Consider the following 19,746-nt stretch of genomic DNA (forward strand, 5'->3'; position numbering starts at 1 on the left):
CCGGCGCCTACGGGGCCTTCACTGCTTCGGCGGCTTCGGCGGCCTTGGCGCGCTCGGCGAAGTCGATCGGCCCGATCTCGGGAAGCTCTTCGCCGTCGGGCGTTTCGACGGTCTCGACGTCTTCGTCGCTGCCTGTGAGGCGCCCGACCGCTTCGGCGAACTGCCGCTCCAATGCGAGGAAAGCCGCAGCTACGTCGCCTGCGGCGAGCGCGTCGAGCAGCTGCCGATAGGTGTCGGAGACAGAGCGGCGCACGGTGTAGCCGCCAGGGTCGCTGAAGCTGGCGATCCGCGTCTCGATCGCGAGCGTCGCCATGTACTGCATCAGCCTGCGACTGCCGGCCGAATCGACCAGTTCCCGGTGGAACGCGAGGTCGGCATCGCCGATGGCACGAGCATCCGTCCCCGCGCTCACGGCGACCAACTCGTTGTACGCGTTCTCCAGCCTGTCGAGCACCGCCGCGGCGCCCGATCTGATGATCAGTCGCACAGCCTGACCCTCGATCGCAAGCCGTGCGTCGTACACGTCGGCGACGTGCTCAGGGCCGATGACGCTCACACGCATACCGCGGCCGGGGGATGCGGTGAGCAGCCCCTCCTGCACGAGACGCTGGGTGGATTCCCGCAGCGGACTGCGACTCACACCCAGCTGCGACGACATCTCGACCTCGCCGATCGGGCTGCCCACGGGCAGAGCGCCGGTGAAGATGGCACTGCGCAGTTCGGCGGTGATGAGGTCGACGGTCGACGGGCGCGCTACGCGCACCATAGACACAGGTGACACCGCACGTGGAGTGCGTGAGGCCATGAGCATCCCTTCCGACCGCTGCGCAGCGCGCACAGTCCATTGTCGATCCTCCGGGCGGGATCGCGAAGTCGACGATGTGAGCCAAGTCTGCCGCATCATCACGATCTTGTATACGTGTCGACAATCTGCGCGTCTGACTGTACATCCGTCGACAAACTCCATAGTCTGATGCACGGTCAACGACCCGACGACAGCGCCCGCACGGGTGCCCCCATACGGAACGCGAGGACATCATGACGAAGAGAACGACACGGATCGGCATCGCCACAGCGGCGATCGGAACTCTGACCCTCGGCCTGCTCGCCGGCTGCGCGTCGGGCGACAGCGGCGGCGACACCGAAGGCATGACCACGCTCGAGAAGGCACAGGAAGAGGGCACGATCACCCTCGCTGTCGCGTCGGAGCAGCCCTACTCCTGGGTGGAGGATGGCGAGCCCACCGGAGCGACCATCGCGATGCATGAGCAGATCTTCAGCAGCCTCGGCATCGACAACCTCGAGATCGAGGAAGTCGCCTGGGACAACCTCATTCCCGGCCTCAACGCTGGCCGCTGGGACGTCATCAGCGCCGGGATGTCAATCCTCCCCGACCGCTGCGCCGAAGCCGCCTTCAGCGACCCCGAGATCATGTACACCACGACGCTCGCCGTGCCCGCGGGCAACCCGAAGGGCCTCAGTGACCTCGACTCGGTCGCCGAGGCGGGCGACGTCAAACTCGCCGTGCAGTCGGGTGCCATCGAAGACGGATACGCCGAGGATCTCGGCATCACCGACACCGTCGAGGTCGACTCCGCCAGCGCCGGTCTTGAGGCAGTGCAGGCCGGTCTCGCCGACGCCTTCGCCCTCACCGCCGTCTCGTTGAACTGGATGACCGAGGACATGGATGACCTCGAGACCACCGAGGCCTTCGTGCAGACGATCGACGGCGTCGAGCAGATCGGCGCCGGTGCGACGGTCTTCCGCCAGGACGACACCGAACTGCTCGAGGCGTACAACGAAGAGCTCGCCAAGATCACTGGCGAGGAGCAGTCCTACCTCGACCTCGTCGAGCCGTTCGGCTTCACCGCAGAGAACCTGCCCCCGGCAGACCTGACTACCGAGCAGCTCTGCGCTGGCGAACTCGGCTGAGTCCCTGCGTCTCAGTGACTGAGAATTTCGAAGCGCTCCAGCGGGCGCTGCCCCAGATCCTCGACGGGTTGCTGATAACCCTCGAGCTCACGGTGGGCGGCGCCCTGCTGGCGTTCGTGATCGCGATCGCGTTCGGGCTGCTCGCCCGCTTCAAGAACATTCTGATCCGCGGTTTCGCCAGGGTCGTGATCGAGTTCTTCCGCGGCACCTCGCTGCTCGTGCAACTCTTCTTCTTCTTCTTCGTGCTGCCGTTGCCGCCGTTCAACATCGAACTGCCCGCGGTCTTCACCGGTGTGCTCGCTCTCGGACTGAACTACGGCGCGTACGGCGCAGAGGTCGTGCGCGGTTCGATCAATGCCGTCCCGAATGGCCAGTGGGAGGCGACGACGGCGCTCAGCCTGTCGCGTACCCAGCGCATGTGGCGGGTGATCTTCCCCCAGGCTTGGGCGCTGATGATCCCGTCGCTGAACAACCTGCTGATCCAGTTGCTCAAGGGCACGGCCGTCGTCTACCTGATCACCATCGTCGACCTCACCGCCGAGCTGAACAAGCTGCGCATTCAGACCGACGTGTTCTTCGCCTACACTCTCGGCCTCATCATCTACTTCGTGATCGCCTACCTGCTCTCCCTCATCATGAACGCCCTCGAGGCACGTGCCAAGCACAGTCTCGGCCAGGGCACCCGGTGGCGCGATGCCGTCGCGACTCCCGACGCCGTCGCCGATGCTGGTCCCGACGCCAAGAAGGGGGTGGTGTGATGTCTGACGACTCCTTCCCCTGGAACTGGGAGCATGCCTGGGCCGTGCTGCCCGACATGCTGTGGACCTTCCTCACCGTCACGCTCGTTCTCACAATCGCCGGCAGCGCAATCGCCGCCGTGCTCGGTCTGATCATCGCCCTGATCCGGCGCACCGCTGCGCGCCCCGTGGCCGGGGTGGTCACCTTCGTGATGAACTTCATCCGAATGACACCGCTCGTGGTGCAGCTGCTGTTCGGCCTGTACGGACTGCTTGCCCTCGGCATCCAGATCCCGCCGATGATCATCGGCATCGTGATCTTCGGCATCCACTACGCCACCTATATGGCCGAAGTTTATCGCGCCGGTATCGATTCAATCGCCCCCGGGCAGTGGGAGGCGGCGACAGCCCTGTCCATGTCGCCCCGACGTACCTGGACCGCGGTCGTCATCCCCCAGGCGGTGCGCGCGACCGTTCCCGCGCTCGGGAACTACGTCATCTCGATGTTCAAGGAGACGCCGTTCGTGTCGGTGATCTTCGTCGCCGACATGGTGGCCACCGCACAGGAGTACGGTGGCGATCACTTCCGCTATGTCGAAGCCATTACTCTCGCCGGCATCCTGTTCCTCGCCGCGAGCTACCCGACCTCCCTGCTCATAGGTCGATTGGAGAAGCGTCTTGCCCGAAACGCCTGAAACCCATACCGGGGCCATCACTCTCGACGACGGCGATGTGCCCGCCATCCGCTTCGACAAGGTCGAGAAGCGCTTCGGCGACCACGTCGTGCTGCACGACCTCGACTTCACCGTGCGCAAGGGCGATCGCGTGACACTGATCGGACCCAGCGGCTCCGGCAAGACGACGATCCTCCGCCTCGTGATGACCCTGGAAGAGGCGAACGAGGGCTACATCCTCATCGATGGCAACCCGCTGACTCACTACGAGAAGGACGGTAAGCGCGTCGCGCTGAGGGAGAAGCACAAGAACGAGATGCGCAAGCGCATCGGCATGGTGTTCCAGCAGTTCAATCTGTTCCCGAACATGACCGTCATCGAGAACATCATCGAAGCGCCGGTGCACGTGCTCGGGATGTCGAAGAAGGACGCGATCGAGCGAGGCCGAGCACTGCTCGAGAAGGTGGGCCTCCCCGACAAGGAGAACGCCCACCCGTCGCAGCTCTCCGGCGGGCAGCAGCAGCGCGTTGCGATTGCGCGAGCTCTCGCCATGGAGCCCGAGATCCTGCTGCTCGACGAGGTCACCAGCGCGCTCGACCCCGAGGTGGTCGGTGAGGTGCTGAACATTCTGCGCGACATCGCCCGCGACACCGACGTGACGATGCTGATCGTGACGCACGAGATGCAGTTCGCGCGCGACGTGTCGAACCGTGTGCTGATGTTCGACAGTGGCCGCATCGTCGAAGAGGGCCCGCCGGAGGACATCTTCAGCAACCCGAAGGAACAGCGCACGCGGGACTTCCTCTCCGCCGTTCTCTGAGCTGCGCGGGGCGCGCTGCGCTGGGTGCGGGTTGCTCATAACTCCTCAAGGATCAGCGGACGCAGCCAGATCCGCGCCGACGGAGCCTGCTGGGCAGGGGCTTCTGAGGAGTTATGAACGTGCGTGAGGCGCGAGGCGGGGCCTCAAGGCACCCAGCACCTCAGCCACCGATGAGCGAACGTTCGCAGCGTCGTGCATCAGGTCGTTCGCGATGGGGCGGATCGTGACGTATCCACGTTGCGCGGCGGCGATATCCCGTGCACGATCCTCGATCTGTTTGTCCCAGCCCTCGTGGAACTCCTTGCTGTCGCACTCGATGATCAGCCAACCATCGACGACGAAGTCCACCCGCCCGACGCCCGGGATCTCCACCTGCGTCTCATACGTGACGCCGAGGCCTCGCAGGATCAGGCGCATGAAAGTCTCGGGGCCCGATTCGGCGCTGGGATCCACCAGCGCCATGAGCGCTCCGAATCGTGCGGGCATGGCTTCGAACACGGATTCCATCTGCCGTCGGGTCACGAGGCCGTGATGCAGCAGGCTGTCGAGCGTCGCGACTGCCGCTCGCGGCACCTGGCAGCGAACAGAGTGCCGGATCGCATCGAGCAGCGCCACGACGTGGAGCGAGCCCTCCCTGCCCGACCAGACATCCCAGTGCAGCACCGTGTCCGTGCTCAGCGGCCGCCGGATGCGAGATGTTCCCGGGCGGACGTGAACATGCAGCGAGTCGCAGCGGAGCACGAAGACTCCGATGGCCTTGAGCAGCGAGAGGCAGCTGAGCCGCCCGCCGATCCGGACTGCCTCAGCGACGTCGTCATCGACATCGACGGCTGCGTAGCGATCGCGACGGAGTCGCATCAGCACACCTGCCCGCACCGCGCTGGTGATGTCCTTCGGAGACATTCCGCTGCTGAGCAGCTCGCTTCGGGTTCGAACCACGGTGGCATAGGTCTCGGTTCTGCGCGCATGGACCGTCTTCTTCTTGCTCATCCCCTGGAGTGTTCAGCATCCCGAGTGATCAGGAGCCACGGAAACACGCGACCGGTGGACAAGACGACGAGTGCCTCTTCTGTGCAGAGTGAGTGCAGCTTCGCGTCCGGCCGCGCGGCCGTTCCTAACTCCTCAGAACCTGCGCCGCAGGCCGGCTCAGACTGCTGAGACACCCGGTTTCCGCGGAACTCTGCGGAGTTGTGGGCTATCTACCCCCGCGCCAGCTGGCCCGCCGGCTACCCGGCCGCTGGCGGGGTCTCCTTCGACTCCGCCAGCTCGTCGACGACGAGCGTGCGCTCCTCCGGCGTGCCGTTGCGGTAGGCCTGCCGCCCCACCATGTGCGCCGACAACGGTGCGGTCGCGAACTGCATCAGCACGATCGGCGCAACCAGCGCGAGCCCCAGCAAGATCCCGCCGATTGAACGCTGCGACAGCGCGACGGCCAGGCAGATCAGCACGATCCCGAGCACCTGAGGCTTGGTCGCCGCGTGCAGCCGAGACGGGACGGCGCGGAAGTGCAGCAGCCCCACGGCGGCCGACAGGCACAGCACCGCACCGAGCAGGATCAGCACGAGCACCGACACGTCGATGACGGCATCCGGGATCTCGAGTCCGAGCAGGTTCATGGGGTCGTGTTGTCCCTCCGTGCGACGTACCGGGCAACGGCGATGGAGCCGAACACTCCCACGGCGGCGATGATGAGCAGCACGGGGATGCTGCGGGTGTGCCCGTTGATCGCCATCTCTGCCCCGAGCACGCACATCACCTCGGTGAGCAGAACGTCGGATGCTACGGCACGGTCGAGAATCGACGGCCCGCGGATGATGCGGACGACCGTCAGCACTGCCGCGAGCCCGAACACGACGACGATCGCCATCATCAGCCAGTCCATCGCGCACCTCCTGCCCGTTCGTCGGCCTTCAGCGCACGATACTGCGCCGGGCTGCCGATCGCTCGCACAATGCGCTGCTCCCACCGCAGCACGATCTGCCGCTGGTGCTCGACCTCCTCGAGGTTGCGCACCCCGATGATGTGCAGGAAGAGGATGCCGCGATCCCGATCGGTATCGACGACGAGCGACCCGGGGATCAGCGAGGAGGTCACCGAGACGTGCGTCATGATGAGGTCGTCGGGGTACCTCAGCGGAACGGCGATGATCGCCGCCCCCGGCTGGCGACGGAAGTCGAACACCTGGATGGTCACGACGACGGCGCCGTGCACGATCGCCCAGAGGAACTGCACGATGAACAGTGCCCCGTACCAGACGTTCACTCGCCCGGACAGCTCGACCGTCGGCAACCGGAAGACACGGGTGACGAAGACGGCGACGACGAGGCCGCTGACGAAGGAGAGGACGGTGAACTGGTTCCACACCAGCATCCACAGCACGATGAGCCACGCGAGGAACGGCAGCTGCAGAGCGATGTCGCGCGCAATCGAGCGGGGGCTGTCGGGACTCACGGGTTCACCTCCTCTTCGAGCTGGACGAGGTTGACCGGCTGCAGCAGCGACTCGCCGATCCCGGCGCAGAGCTGGTACAGCGGGCCAGCGAAGATGGTCAGCATCAGCGTGACGCCGACCATTCCGCCGGTGGCGACCGTCATGATCTTCGGGATGCGACGACGCTCCTGGTGGTCGTCGGCCGCCGGTGCGTTGCCGAGGTACGACACGCGTCCGTCGGTCTCAGTCGAGTCCTCTTCTTCGCGCCAGAACGCGAGGTTCCAGGCCCGCATCAGCGCATAGAGAGTCAGCAGAGAGGTCAGGATGCCGCCGAAGATCAGCACCATCATGATCGGAGTGCCCACGGATGCCGCGGCGTCGAACAACGCGAACTTGCCGATGAACCCGGAGAACGGCGGCAGGCCACCGAGGTTGATGGCCGGCACGAAGTACAGCACGGCCAGGAGGGGCGCCGCCTTCAGCAGCCCCTTCACACGCAGGATCGAGGTGCTCCCCGCTCTTCGCTCTATGAGCCCGACCGCGAGGAACAGGGTCGTCTGCACGATGATGTGGTGGACGATGTAATAGACCGTCGCGCCGATCGCCTCGGGCGTCGCAATCGCCAGGCCGAAGATCATGTATCCGACGTGGCTGACGAGCGTGAAGGACAGGATGCGTTTGAGCTCTGCCTGCGCGACCGCGCCGAGCACCCCGACGACCATGGTCGCCAGGGCGATGATCATCAGCAGCATATTGATGTCGTTGCTGGCGAACAGCTGGGTCTCCGTGCGGATCAGCGCGTACACGCCGACCTTGGTCAGCAGCCCAGCGAACACCGCGGTGACCGGCGCGGGCGCTGTCGGGTACGAGTCGGGCAGCCAGAACGACACCGGGAAGATGGCGGCCTTGATTCCGAACGCCGCCACCAGCAGAAGGTGCAGTACGAGCTGGGTGTCCTGCGGCAGCTCGGACATCCGTTCGGCGATCTGCGCCATGTTCACGGTGCCGAGCGCACCGTAGATCATCGCGATCGCGGCGAGGAACAGGATCGACGAGACGAGCGAGACGACGATGTACACCGCGCCGGTGCGGATGCGCGACTCGGTGCTGCCGAGCGTGATCAGCACATATGACGCAACCAACAGGATCTCGAAACCGACGTACAGATTGAACAGGTCACCCGCGATGAAGGCGTTGAAGATGCCGGCGGCGAGGATGAGGTACGACGGGTTGAAGATCGAGATGGGGGTCTCGTCGGCGCCATCGGCGGCACCCTGTCCGATCGAGAACAGCAGGACCGCAACGAGCACGATGCTCGAGATCAGCACGAGCAGAGCCGCGAGCCGGTCGACGTACAGCACGATGCCGAACGGCACGGGCCACCCGCCGACGGACACGGCCAGCGGTGCCCCCTGGTCCACGGCGATCAGCATCACGGCCGCGATGACCGCTACCGCAGCGAGGCTGGCGACCGTGACGAAGACCTGCAGCCGCGGGCTGCGCCCGAACACGAGAGTGATGGCCGCGCCCAGCAGCGGGATCGCGACGAGAAGCGGGACCAGCGCGCTCATGGGCGATCCTCGCCTTCGCCGTCGGCGGGCTCGTCCGTCGACGTCTCGGTCGAGGACGGCGCAGACTTGTCCTTCGCAGACTCGTCCTTCCGGGACCACACCTTGTTCACCGGCGCGTCGTCGTGGATCGCCGGGTGGTCGCGCATGTGCAGCACGGTGATCGGCGCGGTGCGCACGTCTACGAAGTCGGTCGTGGCCTCTTCATCGTCGGTGTCGTCCTCATCGTCGAGGACGTCTTCGTCAGCATCCGTGCGCTCACGCAGGGCGATGTCGGCATCGTCGTCTTCGACCGTATCGGCCTGGCCGAGCTGCCAGGAGCGGTAGATAAGGGCGAGGAGGAACGCGGTCACAGCGAATGTGATGACGATCGCGGTGAGGGTCAGCGCCTGCGGCAGCGGATCACTCAGGTCGCTGTAGCCGAAGAAGGGCGCGTTGCCGGGCACACCCATAACAATCAACAGCAGCAGGTTCGTCGCGTTGCCGAGCAGCATGAAGCCGATGAGCACGCGGGTGAGGCTGCGTTCGAGCATCGCGTAGACTCCGGCGGCGAACAGGACGGCCATCACGATGATGAGGGTGAGCGAGACATCCATCAGATGGTCACCCCCCGCGTACGCATCTCCTGCGCCTGCCGGTCGACCTCGGCGCCGAGGCTGCGCAGCACGTCGAGTACGAGGCCGATCACGACGAGGTAGACGCCGACGTCGAAGATGGTCGAGGTGACGAACTCCATGTGCCCGATGCCGGGGATCTCCCACTCCCAGAAGGTGCTCGTCAGCGGGGCAAGCCCGAAGAACAGCGGCACGACGGCGGTTCCGACCGCGAGGATGAGACCCGCACCCAGCAGGCGACCGGCATCCGTCGGGGCGGCGGCGCCCAGCTCCCAGCGTCCGCCGGCTATGTAGCGCATCACCAGCGCCATGCCGGCGACCAGCCCGCCGGCGAACCCGCCACCGGGCTGATTGTGCCCAGCGAACAGTAGGAAGATCGACACGACGATGATGGTGTGGAACAGGATGCGGACGATCACCTCGAGCAGAATCGATCGGTTCTCGGGCTTCATCCGCTGGCCCCCGATCAGCCAGGCGCGCGGGCTCGTGCGGTTGTCGGCCGTCTGGAAGCGCACGCCCTCTGTCGTCTCGACGAGCGGCATGATCCGCGCCCTGCGACGGACGCGCTTGGGCAGCGACGGACGGGCCGCGAGCATATCGGCACGGTGGGTGACGAACACAAGGGATGCCACGCCGGTCGCAGCGAGGACGAGGACGGACAGCTCACCCATGGTGTCCCAGCCGCGGAGGTCGACCAGGGCGACGTTGACCACGTTCTGGCCGTGCCCGATCTCGTAGGCGAGGTCGGGGAACGCGATCGAGATGGGGTCCGCGACCCGGGACTGCGTCGCGACGATCACCACGAAGGCCATCGTCAGCCCGGAGCCGATCGCAAGGAGGGCACGGGGGATGCGGGAGACCGAGGCGTTGTGCTCGCCCATGCGCGACGGCAGCCGCCGCAGCACGAGCGCGAAGGTCACCATGGTGACCGTCTCGACGAGAACCTGTGTCAGGGCGAGATCCGGGGCGCCACTCGTCGCGAACAGTGCGACCATGCCGAGGCCGGTGACTGACACGAGCACGACTCCGGTGTAACGCTTCCGGGCCTGGACAGCGAACACCGCGGCGATCGCCATGATCGGAGCGACGGCGATCTGCGTGGGGGTGTGCCACGCAGACAGATTCATCCGATCGACGTCGCTGGCCAGCAAAGCGGTGACCTCGGCGGCGACGACCACGACGAAGATCGTGCCGACGTACACGGGCAGCGAACCGCGCTGGGTCAGAGTGGTGGTGATCACCGAGAGCCGGTCGACGCCCCGCATGACGAGCGCGTAGACGTCGGCGGCGGTGAATCGGAGCAGGCGCGGTTTGGCGTCCCAGCCGGTGCGGCGGCTGAGCACGAACAGCGCGATCCCCAGCAGGATCGACAGCACCGAGATGCCCAGGGCTGGCTCGAACCCGTGCCAGAGCGCGAGGTGCCCCGGCCCCTCGGTCGGCAGACCTGCGGCATCGAGTCCTGGCAGCGCCGTGACCGCATAGCCCTGCAGGGCGATGTCCAGAGCGGGGGCGCCGAGCCCCGCGGCGAGTGTGACGCCCGCAAGGATGATCGGTGCCGAGAGGAACCCGACCGGCGGGTCGGGCCACACCGTGTCCGACACGCGTTCGCCCTGCGCATCGCGCTTGCGCCAGAACGCGCCCCAGAGGAACCGCGCCCCATATGCCGCAGTGAGCATGGAACCGAGGATGACGCCGATCAGCGCCACCAGGCCCCAGACGGAACCCCCGATGGCGTCGTCGAGCAGTGCGGTGAGCGCAGACTCTTTCGCCACGAATCCGATGGTGGGCGCGATGCCCGCCATCGATGCCACCGAGATGAATGCCACGGTCGCCATCACCGGTGCCTGGCGCCCCACTCCCGACAGTTCGTTGATGTCACGAGTGGAGAGCTGACGGTCGATGATGCCGACGATGAGGAAGAGCGCCGACTTGAACAGCGCGTGACCGATGACCAGCGCGAGACCGGCGAGGGCTGCGGCCTGCGTGCCGTAGCCGACCATGACGACGAAGAAGCCGAGCTGACTCACCGTGCCGAAGGCGAGCACGCGTTTGAGGTCTGTCTCGCGCAGCGCCTGGATGCCGCCCAGCAGCATGGTGAGCACCCCGAGCGAAATGACGATCGGGCGCCAGGGTTCGTACAGCGCGAAGATCGGGGCGAAGCGGGCGATCAGGTAGATGCCGGCCTTCACCATGGCCGCGGCGTGCAGGTACGCGCTCACCGGTGTCGGAGCGGCCATGGCTCCCGGAAGCCAGAAATGGAACGGGAAGATCGCCGATTTGCTCAGCGCCCCGACCAGAAGCATCACGATCGCGGCATCCACCATCGGGCCGGTCGGCCTGATCTCGAGGATGTCGATGATGCTGGTGGTTCCGGCATCCACCGCCAGCAGGACGACGCCGACGAACATCACCAGACCACCCAGCGTGGTCACCAGCAGCGCCTGCAGAGCTGCACGGCGGCTGGCGGCGCGGCGCCGGTAGTGGCCGATGAGCAGGTAGGACAGGATGCTGGTGACTTCCCAGAACATCACGAGCATGACGATGTCGTCGGTGAGCACCAGACCGTACATCGCGCCGGCGAAACCGAGCAGAACGCCGGCGAACTGGCCGAGTTCGGTGGTGTCGTCGAAGAAGTACCAGCGGCAGTACAGCAGCACCAGCGCGCCGACGCCGGTGACGATGAGGGTGAGCACCCAGCCCAGCACGTCCATGTGCATGGAGAGGTTCAGACCGAGCTGCGGGATCCAGGAGACGCTCTCGAACGGCGCCGGATCCCCTGCGAGGACCTGCGGCGTCATCACCAGCGCGTGGATGAATGCCGCTGCGGGAATGAGCGCGGCGATCGCGAACGCCTGAGCTCCCAGCCAGCGCACCAACGCGGGGAGAACGAGGGCTCCCACGAGGAACACAGCAAGGAGCACGATCATCGGCGGCTCCTCAATGGCTCGTCGGCCTAGAGAGGCGCAGGCGGGCAGGTTTCTCTTAGTTTACCCGCCGGAGGGAACCACCTGGAACGGAAGTGCTCAGTCCGCGGGGGCGCCCGTCGTCGTTCCCGCACGGAATCGGCACGTGAAATGCAGTGAGGCGGCCGGTTCGCCACGCAGCATCCGCGTCACCTGTTCGCCGGCGGCTCTGCCCTTCTCGACCGCGGGCTGAACCATGGTCGTCAGCACATGCTCGCCGATGCCGTCGACGCGGATGCCGTCGAACCCGGCGACACTGAGGTCTTCGGGCACGCTCAGGCCGAGCTCCTCCGCAGCGCGGATCACGCCCGCCGCGAGCAGGTCGCTCTGCGCGAGGACGGCAGTCGGGCGCGTGGCAGGATCGGCGAGCAGCGCACGACCGGCAATCACGCCCTCGTCGATCGAGCTCGTCGCCGCCGAGACGGCGGTCGCGCCGGGGTAGACGTCGCGCACGCCGGCAAGGCGGTCGATCGTGACGTCAACGGTCGCGCGCGCAAGCCGCTCGGTATCGATCGTGCCGCGTTCACGCCGACTGTCTGTCGCCAGCGTCAGCGCGACGACATGCGTGTGGCCGAGCTGCTGCACGTGCCGGGCGACCTCGGCCGCGGCATCCCGGTTGTCCAGGGTGATGCGCGGGACGCCCTCTCCCGCGTCACCTTCGATCACGACGACCGGCAGCCCTCGGCCCCGCACCACATCGAGCGACGCGCGCGTGCGACCAGAGCATCCGATGAGGACCGCGGCATCCACCGGCGCCGTCGTGAGCGTCGAGACGCCGTCGTCGCCCGGTTCGTCACGCAGGAGCAGGAGGCCTGCTCCTAGTGAGGCCATCCCGTCGGTGATTCCGTCCATCATCGGGAGCGTCACCGGATCGAGGAAGGCGTCGCGCAGCTGGCCCTCCAGTACGACGGCGACGATGCCGCTCCGGCCGCGACGCAGCGACGCGGCCATCGGATCGGGGCCCGCGTACCCGAGCGCGGCGGCCGCTTCGAGCACGCGCTCGCGCGTGGCATCCGAGACCTTCGTCTTGCCGCTGAACACCACCGACGCCGTCGAGGTCGACACACCGGCCTCGTGCGCGACGTCGGAGAGCGTCGCCCGGCGCGGTGCGGATGGAGTGGTCATGATCCGAGGATAGCCGCATCGAGTTTCGATCATCGAATCGATTCGATAGGCTCTGCGCATGGACTCCACGCTGACGCGCTCCCAGTACCTCCGGTGGCGCAACGCCGTCTTCGCGATCTTCCTCGCCAGCGGCGCGTCGATCGCGACCTGGGCGTCACGCGTGCCCGACATCAAGAGCGCGCTCGACATCGACAACACCCAGATCGGACTCCTGCTGCTGGGCATGGGCGTCGCCTCGATCATCGGCATCTCGACCGGCCCCGCCGTGATGGCGCGCACGGGTGCACGCCGCGGCATGCTGATGACGATGATCACCGTGTCCATCGGCATCGCGCTCATCGGCATCGGGACGACGGTGCTCGCCTCTTTCGTCGTCGTGATCATCGGACTCGCACTGTTCGGACTCGGCAACGGCGGGCTCGATGTCATGATGAACGTCGAGGCGACAGCCATCGAGCAGGAGGCCGGGAAGACGATCCTGCCGCTGTTCCACGCGTTCTTCAGCTTCGGCACCGTCATCGGCGCGGGTCTCGGATGGGCTGCCGCGCAGGCTCACATCGCCGTCGTCGCACACGCTTCGGTCATCGCCGGCGCAATCCTCATCGCCGCGTTCGTGTGCATCGCGAATGTGCCGGGTCGCGAGGCCGTGCTCGACCCCGAGGAGCAGGGCGAGAAGCCGCACTGGCGCGAGCGGATGCACGTCGCCCTGTCGGCCTGGCGCGAGCCGCGCACGTACGCCCTCGGCGTCGTGATGCTCGGGATGTCGTTCGCCGAGGGCGGAGCCAACGACTGGCTGGCGCTCGGCACGGCCGAGGATCACGGCGGCGGTACCGCGATGGGGGCTGCGGCGCTGACGGTCTTCTCGGTGTGCATGACCGTGGTGCGCATCTTCGGCGGCCCGCTCGTCGACCGGTTCGGGCGGGTGGCGGTGCTGCGCGTGCTCGCGGTCGCTGCGGCAGGCGGCATCCTGCTGTACATCCTTGCCCCGTCGCTGCCGTTCGTGTTCGTGGGCGCGGCACTCTGGGGCATCGGGGCTTCGCTCGGCTTCCCGCTCGGCATGTCTGCGGCGGCAGATGATCCGACTAAGGCGGCGGCACGAGTGAGCGCCGCCGCGACCATCGGGTACATCGCCTTCCTCGGCGGCCCGCCGGTGCTCGGCCTGATCAGCGAGCAGATCGGACTGCTGAACACGCTGTTCATCCTCGTCGCGCTGGTCGCGGCCTCCGGCCTCGCCTCCGGGGCGGCCAAGCCGTTGGATACGACCGCCGCAGCGTCGAAGAAGTAGGCTCGTCAGGTGCGCCTCGTCATCGCCCGCTGCTCCGTGGACTACTCCGGACGGCTCAACGCCCACCTGCCCCTCGCCACCCGTCTGCTCGTGCACAAGGGCGACGGCAGCCTGCTCGTGCACTCCGACGGCGGCAGTTACAAACCGCTGAACTGGATGAGCCCGCCGTGCACCCTGGTCACCGAAGAGCCCGGTGAAGAAGAGGCGAGCGCCGGCGTCGTCGATGTGTGGCGCGTGACGCATAAGAAGACCGGCGATGCACTGCGGGTGCAGATCTATGAGGTGCTGCACGATTCTGCGCATGAGCTCGGCGTCGACCCCGGCCTGCAGAAGGACGGCGTCGAAGACGACCTGCAGCGGCTACTCGCCGAGCAGGTCTCGCTGGTCTCCGAGGGCGCGACGCTGGTGCGGCGCGAGTATCCGACGGCGATCGGGCCGGTCGACCTTCTGGTTCGGGATGCCGATGGCGCCGCCATCGCAGTGGAGATCAAGCGCCGCGGCGACATCGACGGCGTCGAACAGCTCACGCGGTACCTCGAGCTGCTCGGGCGCGATCCGCACCTCGCTCCGGTGCAGGGCGTCTTCGCCGCACAGGAGATCAAGCCGCAGGCCCGCGTGCTCGCCGAGGATCGCGGCATCCGCTGCCTCGTGCTCGATTACGACGAGATGAAGGGCATCGAGTCCGGGGTGCCTCGCCTGTTCTGACGCGGATCGACACCGGGTCCGGTCAACGTCTCATGACGAGCCGTGTCGCCGGTCCTTCCAGGCGGGCGATCGCGATCTTCACCTCGGTCAGCTCCTGCTCGACGCGATCCAAACGGCCATCGACACGATCGAAGCGCGCGTCGACGGCGTCGAATCGCGCGTCCTGAGCTGCGAACCTCGCGTCGAACCGCGCACCCTGATCAGCGAATCTCGCATCGAACCGGGCTTCCTGCGATGCGAAGCGCGCGTCCATTCGAGTTTCCTGCGCGGCGAAGCCGGCGTCCATTCGAGTTTCCTGCGCGGCGAAGCCGGCGTCCATTCGGCGCATCATCCATGCGAACCCAGCGAAGAGCGCGACAAGAATCGTCGCGAGACTCGCGAGCATCGTCACCACATCCATCGACACGAACACATCGTCATTGTCGTCCTAGATCTCCACGTTGTCACGCGAAGTGCGAGTACGCCGACGGCCAGGACACGTTCTGTGGGGGACGGTCACGATGGCGAATCGATGCAGCAGAAGTGCCGCATAGGCTGGAGCCATGCCCCATTCCCCTTATTCCTGCGTGCTCTGGGATGTCGATGGCACCATCGCCGATGCGACGCCCGGTATCTTCCCGCGGCTGCTCGAGGTTCTCGCGTCCTTCGACCTGCCCGCGCCGGATCCGGCATCCATGGCGCGCTGGGTGGGGCCGCCGATGTACGAATCGTTCCAGACGCTTGCGGGCCTGAGCCCCGAGAACGCCGCCGAGGCGCTGACCCGGTACCGCACGCTCGCTGCGCGCGACGGGTACGCGGCGTCCGTCAACATCTACCCGGGGGTCCCGGATGTGATCCGTGCGGTGGCCGCGGTCGGCATCCCCCAGGCGACAGCGAGCACGAAGCCCGAGAATCAGGTGCGGGCGATCCTCGAACACAACGATCTGCTCGAGCTGTTCACCGCAGTCTCCGGCGCGCGCAGTGGTGAGGTCGGGCGCAGCGACGGCAAAGCCGATGTGATCGGGTGGGCACTCGAACGCCTCGAGGCCGCCGGCGCCGACACGTCGCGCCCCGTGCTCATCGGCGACCGCCACCACGACGTCGAGGGTGCGGCAGAGTTCGGCATCCCGGTCATCTTCTCGGAGTGGGGTTTCGGAGCGGATGCCGAGGGCGAACCCGCGGCGTTCCGCGCCGCCGATGCGACCGCACTGCGCGCACTGCTCCTGCCAACGGGCACCGAGAACCCCTCAGAAACCACAGCACTCCCCGCCGAGGCACGCGGGTAACGTGCTCCCGGACGGGGAGTGCGGTGGGTATCAGCCCTTAAACGGGGCGGATGTTCTCGGCCTGCAGGCCCTTAGGGCCCTGCGCCACATCGAACTCGACGCGCTGGTTCTCGTCGAGTGAGCGGTAGCCGCTTGCGTCAATGGCGGAGTAGTGCGCGAAGACGTCAGCGCCGCCGTCATCGGGGGAGATGAAGCCGAAGCCCTTCTCCGAGTTGAACCACTTGACCGTGCCTTGGGTGCTCATGTACTGCCGTTCTGCTGGAATGTCGCCGGGGTCCCCCGACGATGCCCACATTATCTGGGCGTGCCCGGAGCGGAACAGCTGTGACCAGATGGTAATCCAAATGTTGCACGAGCCTCGGAAAGAGGACGGCCCTCATCGCGGGGGGAGCGATGAGGGCCAAAGACGACCGGAGGGTGCGTCAAAAACAGACTAACTCACGTCGGTCCTGCTTGTCCCCCATTTGGGGGACAAATCTCAGGATTCTCGAATGCCGGCCTGCGCGACCTTCCGGGGCCACCAGATCCGGTCGCCGAGAACGCCGAACAGTGCCGGCACGATGACCGTCCGCACCACCAGGGTGTCAACGACGACGCCGACTCCGACGATCAGTCCGAGCTGGCCGAGGGTCACCAGCGGCAGCACGCCCAGCGCTGCGAACACCGCGGCCAGCACGATGCCGGCGCTGGTGATCACGGCACCCGTGTGCGACACGGCCTGTACCATCCCCTCGCGCGTGCCCACCACCTCGGCTTCGGCCCGGGCACGATGCACGAGGAAGATCGTGTAGTCGATGCCCAGTGCCACGAGGAAGAGGAACGCCAGCAGCGGCACCTGCAGGTCGAGGGCCGGCTGGTCGAACAGCACCCGGCTCAGCCAGGACCCGACGCCGATCGCCGCGGCGGCGCTGGCCACGTTGACCAGCAGCAGCACGATCGGGGCGACGATCGATCGCAGCAGCACGAGCAGCACGATGAAGCTGACGGCGAGCACGAGCGGGGCGATCACCAGCAGGTCCTGCTGGTTGCCGGCACGGGCGTCGAGGTCGGTGGCGGTCGCGCCGCCGACCAGCGCGTCGGCACCGGGAACGTCGTGCACGACTTCGCGCAGTTCGGTGACAAGATCGAGGCTCTCGGTGGTGCCCGGCGCATACTCTCCGGTGACCATGATCCGGGTCAGCTCGCCGTCGTCGGTCTCACCGGTCGGATGTGCGCGCACCACGCCGTCGAGGTCGTCGACGGCGTCGATCACCTCGTCGGCGTGCGAGGAGTTCGAGACGACGAAGATCGGCTGCGACTCTCCGGGCGGGAAATGCTCGGCGAGCACCTCGAGGCCGGCGGCCGACTCCGATTGCACGCGGAACTTCTCGACCTGATCGAGCCCGACCGTCGTGCCGATGAGACCGGTGGCCATCACAGCGAGCAATGCGAGGCCGCTCACCAGACTCACCACGGGGCGCTTCATCACTCGCGTAGCGATGCGGTGCCATACCGAATCACGCTTCGGGCGACCCGGCTCCGCTGCCGAGGCGGGTTTCGGCACGAACGGCCAGAACACCTTGCGTCCGCACACCGCGAGCAGCGGCGGCAGAGCGAGCAGCACCGCAGCGAGCGCTATCAACAGGCCCACCGCAGACGAGATCCCGAGCCCGCGAGTGCCGGGGATCACCGCGAGGGCGAGCGTCAGCAGCGCGAGCACGACAGTGACGTTGGAGGCCACGATCGCCGGAACCGTCTTGCGCCAGGCGGTGCTCAGCGCGGCACGGTGGTCATCATTCACCGCGAGCTCCTCGCGGTAGCGCGAGATGAGAAGAAGCGCGTAGTTCGTGCCGGCGCCGAAGACGAGCACGCTGATGATGCCGGCGTCGAACTGCAGGTCGAGCCACGAGCCCACCGCACCGGTGACCTTGGAAGCCAGCTGGTCGGCGAACGCGACGACGACGAGCGGCAGCAGCCAGAGGATGGGTGATCGGTACGTGATGATCAGCAACAGCGCGACGATGAGGATCGTCACGATCAGCAGCGTGAAGTCAGCCCCGTCGAACGATGAGGTGATGTCGGCGCCGAAGGCAGGCCCGCCGGTGACCTGCAGCGTCAGCCCGTCGACGGCCGGCAGCGCAGAGCGCAGCTCCTTGACGATGTCGGCCGTCTCGGCGTTGTCTTCGCCGACCGTGATCGGGGTGACGATCACCGCCGCCTCGCCGTCATCACTGACGCTCGGAGAGGACGACTCCAAGCCGGTGTGCTCATCGAGAACAGGGGCCAGTTCGCCGAGAGCGTCGATGTCGGATGCTGTCAGCTCACCGGCATCCGTCCGGGAGGCGACGACGATGACCGACTGCTCGTCGGCATCGGGGAATTCGTCGAGCAGGGCGCTGACGCTGCTCGATTCCGAATCCGCAGGCGCGGTCTCGTTGCTCGAGGGCGCATCGATTCGGCTGAACAGGCCGAACAGGGCCACGAAGGCGATCAGGACGATGCCGAGAGAGACCCAGGCGCCTCGTCGTGAGGTCAGTCGGTCGGGAAAGCGCGCACGCGTTGCTGTCATGATTCCAGCCCACCAGGGCGCCCAGCATCCGACATCGCTCAAAAGGTGGAGACTCCGGCATCGCACAGGCCGCCGTCTAACGTCCTCGCGCGCCTTCGTCAACCCCTTGGCACCTTCTCGGGGGTCGTGCGACCTTATTCATGGATCATTTGATCACCGACCGGAAGGAATGGATCATGGGCATCGGAGACAAGGCGAAGCACGCCGCTGAAGATATGGCCGGCCACATGAAGGAGGCCGCCGGCAAGCTGACCGACAACGAGAAGCTTGAAGGCGAGGGCAAGGCAGATCAGGCCAAGGCCAACGTCAAGAAGGCCGGAGACGACGTCAAGGACGCTTTCGACAAGTGACTTTCTGAACCCGCACGCCTTCGGGCGGAGAACTCTGCGATGGGCGGAGGATCTGATGAAGATTCTCCGCCCATCGCTGTGAGTTCCGCCCGAGAGCGCGACCTCGTCCGAGAGCGCGACCTCGTCCGAGAGCGCGACCTCAGACCGCGAAGTGCACGATGCCGCTGGCGAGCAGCGAGAGCACCGTCGTCCAGCCGACGATGGCGATGGCCTGCCAGACGAGGATGCGTGCTCTTCCGACGCCGATCGCGGCCAGCATGGTCGCGGTGAACTGGGTGGGAAGAAGCAGGGGGCCGAGCAGACTCACACCCGGAACGCCGTAGCGGTCGAGGGCCCGCTGGAACTTCTGCTTGCGAGCCGCCTTGCGCTCGTTCCCGTCATCCATGGGGATGCTGGCGGCACCGGTACCCGAGGCGACCGTGCCGTTGGCGTCGACCATCGCCGTCGAGCGGCGCCGTTTCACGACGGCAGCGCGCGCGCCGGAACTCACAAACACGAGCAACGCAACGCAGACGAAGTTACCGATGATGGCGGCGATGGCGGCGATGACCGGAGGGATGCCGCCGAGGATGCCGATAGCTGCGGCTCCTTCACCTTCAATGAAGGGCACGGCTCCGGCGAGCGCGACGATGAGCGGCTGCACGAGCTCTGGCACCTGAGCGACGAGGTTCTGGAATGTCTCGATGAGGTTCATGATTACAGTCCAGCCCGTGGCGCAGCATCCCGGAAG

General features: G+C 66.6%; 21 protein-coding genes. 8 read left to right on the plus strand and 13 right to left on the minus strand.

Annotation, left to right across the window (positions count from 1 at the left end; translation table 11 throughout):
* Nucleotides 1-7 precede the first annotated feature (7 nt).
* Nucleotides 8-766: a GntR family transcriptional regulator gene (locus tag ACTICP_RS01020; protein ID WP_441888637.1), complete on the minus strand. Its 759-nt coding sequence runs from the start codon at nucleotides 764-766 to the stop codon at nucleotides 8-10.
* 272 nt (nucleotides 767-1,038) lie between these two features.
* Here ACTICP_RS01020 and ACTICP_RS01025 point away from each other — a divergent pair, with 272 nt between their 5' ends.
* From ACTICP_RS01025 to ehuA, 4 genes are read left to right on the plus strand one after another with little or no spacing between them, the layout of a single operon-like run.
* Nucleotides 1,039-1,932, plus strand: a complete 894-nt coding sequence (locus ACTICP_RS01025) for a transporter substrate-binding domain-containing protein (protein WP_441888639.1) — start codon at nucleotides 1,039-1,041, stop codon at nucleotides 1,930-1,932.
* A gap of 14 nt (nucleotides 1,933-1,946) precedes the next feature.
* Nucleotides 1,947-2,690, plus strand: coding sequence for an ectoine/hydroxyectoine ABC transporter permease subunit EhuC (gene ehuC, locus ACTICP_RS01030; RefSeq protein WP_441888641.1), 744 nt, complete (start codon nucleotides 1,947-1,949; stop codon nucleotides 2,688-2,690).
* Nucleotides 2,690-3,364: an ectoine/hydroxyectoine ABC transporter permease subunit EhuD gene (gene ehuD / locus ACTICP_RS01035; protein WP_441888643.1), complete on the plus strand. Its 675-nt coding sequence runs from the start codon at nucleotides 2,690-2,692 to the stop codon at nucleotides 3,362-3,364. The genes ehuC and ehuD overlap by 1 nt, the downstream gene beginning before the upstream one ends.
* A complete protein-coding gene (ehuA, locus tag ACTICP_RS01040) occupies nucleotides 3,348-4,163 on the plus strand; it encodes an ectoine/hydroxyectoine ABC transporter ATP-binding protein EhuA (RefSeq protein WP_441888645.1) in 816 nt (271 codons plus the stop codon). The genes ehuD and ehuA overlap by 17 nt, the downstream gene beginning before the upstream one ends.
* A gap of 111 nt (nucleotides 4,164-4,274) precedes the next feature.
* On the opposite strand, the gene ACTICP_RS01045 is transcribed toward ehuA, so the two are convergent.
* The 8 genes from ACTICP_RS01045 to ACTICP_RS01080 form a co-directional block, all read right to left on the minus strand.
* Nucleotides 4,275-5,153 (minus strand): endonuclease domain-containing protein, encoded by an 879-nt coding sequence (locus ACTICP_RS01045; RefSeq protein WP_441888647.1) that lies wholly within the window; start codon nucleotides 5,151-5,153, stop codon nucleotides 4,275-4,277.
* A gap of 236 nt (nucleotides 5,154-5,389) precedes the next feature.
* Nucleotides 5,390-5,779, minus strand: coding sequence for a monovalent cation/H(+) antiporter subunit G (gene mnhG, locus ACTICP_RS01050; RefSeq protein ID WP_441888649.1), 390 nt, complete (start codon nucleotides 5,777-5,779; stop codon nucleotides 5,390-5,392).
* Nucleotides 5,776-6,045 (minus strand): monovalent cation/H+ antiporter complex subunit F, encoded by a 270-nt coding sequence (locus ACTICP_RS01055; protein ID WP_441888651.1) that lies wholly within the window; start codon nucleotides 6,043-6,045, stop codon nucleotides 5,776-5,778. The genes mnhG and ACTICP_RS01055 overlap by 4 nt, the downstream gene beginning before the upstream one ends.
* The gene (locus ACTICP_RS01060) at nucleotides 6,033-6,614 is read right to left on the minus strand and encodes a Na+/H+ antiporter subunit E (protein ID WP_441888653.1); all 582 of its coding nucleotides are present in this window, start codon (nucleotides 6,612-6,614) and stop codon (nucleotides 6,033-6,035) included. Before ACTICP_RS01060 ends, ACTICP_RS01055 begins: the two co-directional genes overlap by 13 nt.
* Nucleotides 6,611-8,164, minus strand: coding sequence for a Na+/H+ antiporter subunit D (locus ACTICP_RS01065; protein ID WP_441888655.1), 1,554 nt, complete (start codon nucleotides 8,162-8,164; stop codon nucleotides 6,611-6,613). The genes ACTICP_RS01060 and ACTICP_RS01065 overlap by 4 nt, the downstream gene beginning before the upstream one ends.
* Nucleotides 8,161-8,757 (minus strand): Na(+)/H(+) antiporter subunit C, encoded by a 597-nt coding sequence (locus tag ACTICP_RS01070; RefSeq protein WP_441888657.1) that lies wholly within the window; start codon nucleotides 8,755-8,757, stop codon nucleotides 8,161-8,163. Before ACTICP_RS01070 ends, ACTICP_RS01065 begins: the two co-directional genes overlap by 4 nt.
* Nucleotides 8,757-11,702, minus strand: coding sequence for a Na+/H+ antiporter subunit A (locus tag ACTICP_RS01075; RefSeq protein WP_441888659.1), 2,946 nt, complete (start codon nucleotides 11,700-11,702; stop codon nucleotides 8,757-8,759). The genes ACTICP_RS01070 and ACTICP_RS01075 overlap by 1 nt, the downstream gene beginning before the upstream one ends.
* A gap of 96 nt (nucleotides 11,703-11,798) precedes the next feature.
* Nucleotides 11,799-12,863: a LacI family DNA-binding transcriptional regulator gene (locus ACTICP_RS01080; RefSeq protein WP_441888661.1), complete on the minus strand. Its 1,065-nt coding sequence runs from the start codon at nucleotides 12,861-12,863 to the stop codon at nucleotides 11,799-11,801.
* Nucleotides 12,864-12,921: 58 nt separating this feature from the next.
* Here ACTICP_RS01080 and ACTICP_RS01085 point away from each other — a divergent pair, with 58 nt between their 5' ends.
* On the plus strand, nucleotides 12,922-14,148 hold the full coding sequence (locus ACTICP_RS01085) for an MFS transporter (RefSeq protein ID WP_441888664.1): 1,227 nt from the start codon (nucleotides 12,922-12,924) through the stop codon (nucleotides 14,146-14,148).
* A gap of 9 nt (nucleotides 14,149-14,157) precedes the next feature.
* Nucleotides 14,158-14,853 (plus strand): endonuclease NucS, encoded by a 696-nt coding sequence (gene nucS / locus ACTICP_RS01090; RefSeq protein ID WP_441888666.1) that lies wholly within the window; start codon nucleotides 14,158-14,160, stop codon nucleotides 14,851-14,853.
* Nucleotides 14,854-14,875: 22 nt separating this feature from the next.
* Here the strand turns inward: nucS and ACTICP_RS01095 are convergent, their stop codons facing one another.
* A complete protein-coding gene (locus tag ACTICP_RS01095; protein WP_441888848.1) occupies nucleotides 14,876-15,253 on the minus strand; it encodes a response regulator in 378 nt (125 codons plus the stop codon).
* A 142-nt stretch (nucleotides 15,254-15,395) separates the two neighbouring features.
* On the opposite strand from ACTICP_RS01095, the gene ACTICP_RS01100 reads away from it, so the two are divergent.
* Nucleotides 15,396-16,118 (plus strand): HAD hydrolase-like protein, encoded by a 723-nt coding sequence (locus ACTICP_RS01100; protein ID WP_441888668.1) that lies wholly within the window; start codon nucleotides 15,396-15,398, stop codon nucleotides 16,116-16,118.
* A gap of 37 nt (nucleotides 16,119-16,155) precedes the next feature.
* Here the strand turns inward: ACTICP_RS01100 and ACTICP_RS01105 are convergent, their stop codons facing one another.
* Nucleotides 16,156-16,362, minus strand: a complete 207-nt coding sequence (locus ACTICP_RS01105; protein WP_441888670.1) for a cold-shock protein — start codon at nucleotides 16,360-16,362, stop codon at nucleotides 16,156-16,158.
* A gap of 234 nt (nucleotides 16,363-16,596) precedes the next feature.
* The gene (locus ACTICP_RS01110) at nucleotides 16,597-18,666 is read right to left on the minus strand and encodes an MMPL family transporter (RefSeq protein ID WP_441888672.1); all 2,070 of its coding nucleotides are present in this window, start codon (nucleotides 18,664-18,666) and stop codon (nucleotides 16,597-16,599) included.
* 176 nt (nucleotides 18,667-18,842) lie between these two features.
* Between ACTICP_RS01110 and ACTICP_RS01115 the strand changes: the two genes are divergently transcribed.
* Nucleotides 18,843-19,016 (plus strand): CsbD family protein, encoded by a 174-nt coding sequence (locus ACTICP_RS01115; protein ID WP_441888674.1) that lies wholly within the window; start codon nucleotides 18,843-18,845, stop codon nucleotides 19,014-19,016.
* Nucleotides 19,017-19,155: 139 nt separating this feature from the next.
* On the opposite strand, the gene ACTICP_RS01120 is transcribed toward ACTICP_RS01115, so the two are convergent.
* Nucleotides 19,156-19,710, minus strand: coding sequence for a small multidrug efflux protein (locus tag ACTICP_RS01120; RefSeq protein ID WP_441888676.1), 555 nt, complete (start codon nucleotides 19,708-19,710; stop codon nucleotides 19,156-19,158).
* Nucleotides 19,711-19,746: the final 36 nt, after the last annotated feature.

The organism is Microbacterium sp. (assembly GCF_052102115.1).
GTDB lineage: Bacteria > Actinomycetota > Actinomycetes > Actinomycetales > Microbacteriaceae > Microbacterium.